This is a genomic window from Klebsiella sp. EMBS2024 (assembly GCF_036233805.1).
Lineage (GTDB): Bacteria > Pseudomonadota > Gammaproteobacteria > Enterobacterales > Enterobacteriaceae > Klebsiella > Klebsiella pneumoniae.
The window spans coordinates 1870349-1878273 of sequence record NZ_JAZARW010000001.1 but is presented as its reverse complement, the minus strand read 5'-3'; the positions used below and the strand labels follow the sequence as shown (position 1 = coordinate 1878273).

7 protein-coding genes are annotated in these 7925 nt (G+C 60.1%); all 7 read left to right on the top strand.

The genetic code is table 11. From position 1 onward, the window contains the following. On the top strand, positions 1–148 hold a 148-nt coding region (locus VZP09_RS08515; RefSeq protein ID WP_032415665.1), incomplete at its 5' end, for a glyoxalase. 248 nt (positions 149–396) lie between these two features. Continuing rightward, positions 397–1953 (top strand): class I adenylate-forming enzyme family protein, encoded by a 1557-nt coding sequence (locus VZP09_RS08510; RefSeq protein ID WP_032432589.1) that lies wholly within the window; start codon positions 397–399, stop codon positions 1951–1953. Continuing rightward, positions 1950–3542 carry an acyl CoA:acetate/3-ketoacid CoA transferase gene (locus VZP09_RS08505; protein WP_004148394.1) on the top strand — a complete coding sequence of 531 codons (1593 nt, stop codon included), beginning with the start codon at positions 1950–1952 and terminating at the stop codon, positions 3540–3542. Before VZP09_RS08510 ends, VZP09_RS08505 begins: the two co-directional genes overlap by 4 nt. Positions 3543–3553: 11 nt before the next feature. Further along, entirely contained in the window at positions 3554–4288 is a 735-nt protein-coding gene (gene fabG / locus VZP09_RS08500; RefSeq protein WP_040211314.1) for a 3-oxoacyl-ACP reductase FabG, read from the top strand. Positions 4289–4299: 11 nt separating this feature from the next. Continuing rightward, positions 4300–5490, top strand: a complete 1191-nt coding sequence (locus tag VZP09_RS08495; RefSeq protein WP_004179834.1) for a thiolase family protein — start codon at positions 4300–4302, stop codon at positions 5488–5490. A gap of 135 nt (positions 5491–5625) precedes the next feature. Then, positions 5626–6963: an MFS transporter gene (locus VZP09_RS08490; protein ID WP_004143425.1), complete on the top strand. Its 1338-nt coding sequence runs from the start codon at positions 5626–5628 to the stop codon at positions 6961–6963. 13 nt (positions 6964–6976) lie between these two features. Beyond that, complete coding sequence (locus VZP09_RS08485) at positions 6977–7855, top strand: SMP-30/gluconolactonase/LRE family protein (RefSeq protein ID WP_040211311.1); 879 nt, start codon at positions 6977–6979, stop codon at positions 7853–7855. Positions 7856–7925: the final 70 nt, after the last annotated feature.

The window sequence follows — 7925 nt, the reverse complement described above, 5'->3', positions numbered from 1 at the left end:
AGTCAGCGACCTGGATGCGGTGCAGCAGCGGCTGGCGGCGCTCGGTTATCCGCTCGATGAAGGGCCGATAGAAGAAGACAACGTGCGCTTCCTGCTTATTCGCGGCCCCGATGGCGAACGGCTCGAGTTCGATGCCTGTAAACGCTAAGCGGCAGGGCTGACCCCTTCACTCTTTTAGGCCCGGTTAATACGGGTCTAAAAGATAGCGTCCTCTGGCATTATTCACGTCGGTTTGATTCGCAGATATCTCTCCCCCACCCGGTCTCTCCTGCCCATTGTGCAATGTTACAAAATTGCTTCTGTTTTGTTGATTTTCTATTGTGAGCCATTCGGCAATTTCCTCTCCTGAATTTCCCCAGACTACTCCTACTCAATACGCGATATCAGGAGAGACACATGAACAGCACCTCCGCCGACTTCCAGAATCTGTACCAGGCCCTGAGCCACAGCGCCGCCCGCAGCCCGGATGCCCTGGCGCTGGCGTTTGAGGATCGGCGCTATCTGTACCGCGATTTTCATCTGCGGGTACAGCGGGCGATGGCGCAGCTTGATCGCGGCTGGTCGCTGCGCAAAGGCGACCGTATTCTGCTGGCCTGGGGCAATCACCCCGCTTTTTGCGAAGTCCTTTTTGCCGCGCTGGGTTTGGGCATCGAAGTGGTGCCGTTCAGCACCAAGCTTAAGCAGGCCGAAAGCGAGGCGCTGGTAGGCCATATCGCTCCCCAGGTTGTCCTGTTCGATGCGACCGTACAGGACTGGCTGAAAAACACCCCTGACGCGCGTGCGGTTTCACTCAGCGAATGGCAGGCGCTCTGCCTTCCCGAACCGCTGACCCGCCCGCCGGTCCCGGTTAACCGCGACGATACGGCGGTGATGATGTTCACCTCCGGCACCACCGGAGAGCCTAAAGGGGCGATTATCACCCACAATAACCTGCTCTGCGCGATTGACGCCTATGCGCAAAAACTGAATCTCACCGCCGCGGATAGCACCATTCTGGCGGTGCCTATCTATCACATCACTGGCCTGTCGGCGCTGCTGGCGCTGTTTATTAGCCTCGGCGCGAGCATCTGGCTGCAGCATCGGTTCAATGCCCCGCAGGTGATCACCACCCTGCGCGAGCAGAACATTACCTTTCTGCACGGCTCGCCCACCATTTTTATCCTTCTTTGCCAGGCTGCGCGTGAGCAGAGCGTCAACCATCCCAGCGATTTTCCGGCATTGCGCACGATTGCCTGCGGCGCTGGCCACCTGAGCGATGGACTGATCAAGGAGTTAAAAACCCTGTTCCCGCATACCGCGATTCAGCCGATCTACGGCCTCACCGAAACGACCTCGCCTGCGACGATTTTTCCGGGCGACGTCTGGGGCAGCGATAAATGCGGCAGTTCAGGTCAGGCGATCCCGGGTCTCGCCATTACCATCCGCAACGATCGCCAGCAGCCCCTCCCCGCCGGACAAATCGGCCATATCTGGCTAAAAGGCGATGTGGTGATCCGCGAATACTGGCAGCACAGCGAGCGACGCCCGAGCTGCGATGCGCAGGGCTGGTTTTGTACCGGCGATCTGGGCTATCTCGACGACGAAGGCTGGCTGTACATCAAAGACCGCAGCAAGGACATGATCAATCGCGGCGGCGAGAAAATTTACTCACTGGAGCTGGAAAACATTCTCTCTACCTATCGGGGAGTACGGGAAGTTGCCGTCATCCCGACCCCCAGCCCGGTCTACGGCGAAGAGCCCGTGGCGTTTATCGTGCCGGATGGCCAGCATCACCTGACCAGCGAAGAGATCCTCGACTGGCTCAAGGTCAAAATCGCCCGTTTTAAGCTACCGGCGCGCATTATTTTCACCCGTGCTTTACCGCGTACCCACAACGGCAAAGTGAGCAAACAGCAGCTCAAAAAGCGTCTCGCAGAATCCATCATCACGCTATCAACGGAGGATAAAAAGTGAGCAGCAAATTTATCGACGCCCATGAGGCGGCGCGGTGGGTCGCCAGCGGCGACACCGTCTGCACCGTCGGGATGACGCTTATCGGCGCGGCGGAGTCCATTTTAAGCGCCATCGAAGCGCGCTTTCTGACCGCGGGCGAACCGCGTGACCTGACGCTACTGCATGCCGCGGGGCAAAGCGATCGCCAGCGCGGTATCCAGCACTTTGCCCATCCGGGTATGGTGACCCGCCTTATCGGTTCGCACTGGGGCCTGGCGCCGCGCTGGATGGCGATGATCAACAACAACGAAGTGGAAGCCTGGTGCCTGCCGCAGGGGCAGATCGTTCATCTCTATAGCGCGATGGCCGCCGGACTGCCGGGGCGGCTTTCTCCCGTCGGTCTCGGTACCTTTGTCGATCCGCGCATAGAGGGCGGAAGGATGAACGCCCGCACCCGCGAACGACCCAATCTGATCGAGCACGTCACGTTTCGCGGCGACGAATATCTGTTTTATCCGGCCCTTCCTCTGGACGTGGTCATTGTGCGCGGCACCCATGCTGATGAAGACGGTAACCTCACGACCGATGAAGAGGTGATGAAGCTGGAAGTCCTGCACGCCGTTCTCGCCGCCAGACGCTACGGGGCGAAGGTGCTGGCGCAGGTGAAATATCGCGTAGCGAAAGGCTCGCTGCATCCGAAAAGCATCACTGTTCCCGGCAACCTGATCGACGCCATCGTGGTATGCGAAGAGCCGCAGACGGATCACCGCCAGACTTCAAGCTGGGCCTTCGACCCAGCGCTGTGCGGCGATATCCAGCTGCCCGCCGCGCAGAATGCGCCGCTGCCGCTGGACCTGCGCAAGCTTATCGGGCGGATTGCTTGCCGCTATCTGACCCCCGGCTGCGTCATCAATCTCGGCACCGGTATTCCCAATGACGTGATTGGCGCCATCATTCACGAGGAACAGCTCGGGGAGCAGGTCACCATCACCGTCGAGTCAGGGATCTACGGCGGGCAGCAGGCGGGTGGCGTGGATTTCGGTATCGGCCGTAATCTGAGCGCGATGATTAGCCACCAGGATCAAATGCTCTACTACAACGGCGCAGGGGTCGACATCACCTTTATGGGCGCCGGCGAGATTGACCCGCACGGGCACGTCAATGCCACACGGCTCGGCGCATCCTGCCCCGGCGCGGGCGGTTTTATCGATATCACCCAGAATGCCCGCCACGTCGTGTTCTGCTCCTCTTTTACCGCCAAAGGGCTGGAGATCGCCTGTGAACACGGGGCGCTGCATATCCGCCGCGAAGGCGAAGTGCGTAAATTCGTCGCCGGGGTAAACCAGATTTCTTACAACGGCGAACTGGCCCGCGCCAAAGGACAAACCATGCATTACGTCACCGAACGGGCGGTTTTCGAACTGCGCCCGGAAGGACCGGTGCTGACGGAAATCGCCCCCGGTATCGATCTTGAGCGCGACATCCTGGCGCATATGGATTTTCATCCGGCGATCGCCGCGGATCTTCAGGTTATGGACAGCCGATTGTTCGCCCCGCCGCCCTGCGGTCTCGCGGAACATCTGTCCCGGAATTCATCCTCTGACTCATAAGGAACGTTGCTATGAAACTTGCCAGTAAAACCGCCATTGTCACCGGCGCCGCACGCGGTATCGGCTTTGGCATTGCCCAGGTGCTTGCGCGGGAAGGCGCGCGAGTGATTATCGCCGATCGTGATGCACACGGCGAAGCCGCCGCCGCTTCCCTGCGCGAATCGGGCGCACAGGCGCTGTTTATCAGCTGCAATATCGCTGAAAAAACGCAGGTCGAAGCCCTGTTTTCCCAGGCCGAAGAGGCGTTTGGCCCGGTAGACATTCTGGTGAATAACGCCGGAATCAACCGCGACGCCATGCTGCACAAATTAACGGAAGCGGACTGGGACACGGTTATCGACGTTAACCTGAAAGGCACTTTCCTCTGTATGCAGCAGGCCGCTATCCGCATGCGCGAGCTCGGTGCGGGCCGCATTATCAATATCGCTTCCGCCAGTTGGCTTGGCAACGTCGGGCAAACCAACTATTCGGCGTCAAAAGCCGGCGTGGTGGGAATGACCAAAACCGCCTGCCGCGAACTGGCGAAAAAAGGTGTCACGGTGAATGCCATCTGCCCGGGCTTTATCGATACCGACATGACGCGCGGCGTACCGGAAAACGTCTGGCAAATCATGGTCAGCAAAATTCCCGCGGGTTACGCCGGCGAGGCGAAAGACGTCGGCGAGTGTGTGGCGTTTCTGGCGTCCGATGGCGCGCGCTATATCAATGGTGAAGTGATTAACGTCGGCGGCGGCATGGTGCTGTAAGGAGAAAAACAATGACCCAGGCTAATGATATTGTGATTGTCAGCGGCGTCCGTACCGCTATTGGCACGTTTAACGGCAGTCTTAAACATACCCATCAGCATGACCTTGGGGCCGCCGTCATTCGCGAAGCGATCGCCCGCGCCGGGATTGCGCCGCAGGATATCGACGAAACGATCGTCGGCAACGTCGGGCAAATCGCCGAAAGCGGTTTTATCGCCCGCATCTGTCAGCTGCGCGCGGGGATCCCGCAGGAGAGCACCGCCTATTCCGTTAACCGCCAGTGCGGCTCCGGACTTCAGGCCCTGGCGGACGGCATGATGCAGCTGCAAAGCGGCCAGGCCGAGGTGGTCGTCGCCTGCGGCACTGAAAATATGACCCAGCTGCCCTACTACCTGCGTAAAGCGCGCGATGGCTATCGCATGGGCCACGGCGAGCTGGAAGATGGCCTGATCTCCATTCTCACCTGGCCGGAAGGCCCTTATCACAACGGCATCACCGCGGAAAACGTCGCGCAACGCTTCGGTATTACCCGCGAAGCGATGGACGATTTCGCCTGGTCGAGCCAGCAGAAGGCGCTGAAGGCGATCGCGGAGGGTCGCTTTCGCGAGCAGATCCTGGCCCTTGAGGTGCCGGACGGCAAAAAAGCGACCCGCCTGTTTGCGACCGATGAACACCCGCGCGACACCCCGCGTGAAAAGCTCGCCACGCTGCGTCCGGCGTTTAAAGCCGACGGCGTGGTGACGGCGGCCAACTCATCGGGCATTAACGACGGCGCGGCGGCGCTGGTGATGATGACCCGCCAGCAGGCGGAAAAACGCGGCTTAACCCCGCGCATGCGCATTCGCGGCTGGGCGGTCGCCGGCTGCGGAGCGGAGATTATGGGGTTTGGTCCCTCTCCCGCTACCCGACGCCTGATGGACCGTCTCAATATAGATGTGCAGTCCATTGATTTAATTGAACTCAACGAGGCCTTCGCCGCTCAGGCGCTGGCGGTGATGAACGATCTGCGTCTCGACCCGGCCCGCGTTAACGTCAACGGCGGCGCGATCGCCCTCGGCCACCCGGTAGGCGCCAGCGGTGCGATTCTGCCGGTCAAACTGATGTATGAAATGGCGCGCAGCGGCGCACGCACTGGTCTGGTCACCATGTGCATCGGCGGCGGCCAGGGGATTTCTATGCTGTTCGAGCGCGAAGGCGCTTAGCAAAAGACGGCCCGAAGTGGGGCTTCGGGCCGGGCGTCGTTCGGGTCAGCACCCGGCGACAACCTGTGAGCTGACGAACGGGATCGTCTCGATCCCGGCAAGGCTTCTGACCACGAATACGGGGAAATAATAACCATGTCCGCAATAAATGAAAAGGCGGTAAACGGGACGCAGCTGCAACGCACCCATAAAAAAATCTACCGCCATTTGATGCCGCTGCTTATCGTGGCGTACATCATCAGCTTTATTGATCGTACCAATATTGGCATGGCGAAAGCGACCATGTCGGTGGATATCGGCCTTTCCGCAACCGCATTCGGCCTCGGGGCCGGGTTGTTTTTTCTCACCTACGCAGTGCTGGAGATCCCCAGTAACCTGTTTCTCACCCGGATTGGCGCACGGCGCTGGATAGCTCGCATCATGATTACCTGGGGCATCCTCTCCTGCGGTATGGCGTTTGTCACCGGGCCTACGTCCTTTTACGTGATGCGCCTTCTACTCGGCGCCGCCGAAGCGGGACTCTATCCGGGCATTATTTACTACCTCACCCTCTGGTTTGGCCGCGAAGAGCGCGCAAAAGCCACCGGCCTGTTCCTGCTGGGGGTCTGTCTGGCCAATATTATCGGCGCGCCGCTGGGCGGATTGTTATTAAGCCTTGATGGCATGTCCGGCTGGCACGGCTGGCAGTGGATGTTCTTTATCGAAGGGCTGCCTGCGATAGCGCTGGCGTTCGTCGTCTGGCGCAGACTGCCGGATAAACCAGCCGACGCCCGCTGGCTGGACAGCGACGATGTGCAAGCCATTAACGCGGTACTGGCGAAAGAAGCCGAGGAAACGCGCCATACGCCGAGCCGTTTCTCCCTGAAAACCGCGCTGTCCACCCGAGTGTTTTTGTTGCTGGTGCTGATTTACTTTACCCACCAGTTTTCGGTTTACGGCCTGAGTTATTTCCTGCCGGGGATCATCGGTAGCTGGGGCCAGCTTACTCCGCTGCAGATTGGTCTGCTGACCGCCATCCCGTGGATTGCCGCCGCCGCGGGTGGGATCCTGCTGCCGCGATTCGCCCGCACGGAACAGCGTTCCCGCAGCATGCTGATGGCCGGATATCTGGTCATGGCGACCGGCATGGCGATTGGCGCCATTGCCGGCCACGGTGTGGCGCTGCTTGGCTTCTCGCTGGCCGCTTTCATGTTCTTCGCTATGCAATCCATCATCTTTAACTGGCTCCCGTCCATCATGAGCGGGCATATGCTGGCGGGCAGCTTCGGCCTGCTCAACTGCCTCGGGCTGTGCGGGGGCTTTCTCGGGCCGTTTATTCTCGGCGCGTTTGAGGACCGCACCGGTGCGGCAACGTCCGGCTTATGGTTCGCTGTCGCGCTACTGATTATCGGCGCGCTGGTGTCCCTGTTTCTCAAAAGTTCCTCATCCCCAGGCTCCGTATCGGCGAAACAGGCCCACGGTGAAAAAGTGTAATCAGGAGGCCATTATGCGCATTGAAGTGTTACTGGATTTAAAAACCCGACTCGGCGAAAGCCCGGTCTGGGATGTCGAACAGCAGCGTCTTTGGTGGGTGGACAGCCTCGACGGGCGCCTGTTCGCCTGCAACGCGCAGGGCGGCGCGATCAAGAGCTGGGACGTGCGACAGAAAATTGGCTCTTTCGCCCTGCGCCAGAACGGCGAAGGCGCGGTGGTGGCGCTGCAGAATGGCGTTCATCTGCTCGACTTCGCCAGCGGCGAGCTGACGCTGTTGCACCATCCGGAAGCGGACCGACCCTTTAACCGGCTCAACGACGGCAAAGTCGATCGTCAGGGACGCTTTCTGTTCGGGTCAATGGATATGCGCGAAGAGGAACCGAGCGGCGCGCTATATCGCCTGGACGCCGATCTGTCACTGCACGTGCTGAAGAAAGGCATTATCGTCTCTAACGCCCCCTGCTGGAGCCCCTCCGGCGAGACGTTCTATTTTGCCGATACCTGGACGGGCGAAATCTGCGCCTGGGACTACAACACCGCGACCGGCGATCTTTCCGGCGAACGGGTCTTTTGCCATGTCGATCGCAGCGAAGGCGGCGCGGCGGACGGCGCCACCGTGGACAGCGAAGGCTATCTGTGGAACGCGCTGGTCTACGCGGGCAAGCTGGTGCGCTATACCCCGGAGGGTAAGGTCGATCGCATCATTGAGATGCCGGTGAAAAAAGTGACCAGCGTGATGTTCGGCGGCGAAAACCTTGATGTGCTGTACGTCACCTCCATGGCGCAGCCGCCCCTGCCGCGCTTCCCGGAAGATAATCAGCTGCGCGGCAGCCTGTTCGCCATTTACGACCTGGGCGTGACCGGCGTAGCGGAACGGCGCTTCGCCGGCTAAACGAATCACCGGCTCGCCGCGATAACAATAATACCCGGCGAACTGACTCTGACCCTGACACCAGGCGGCG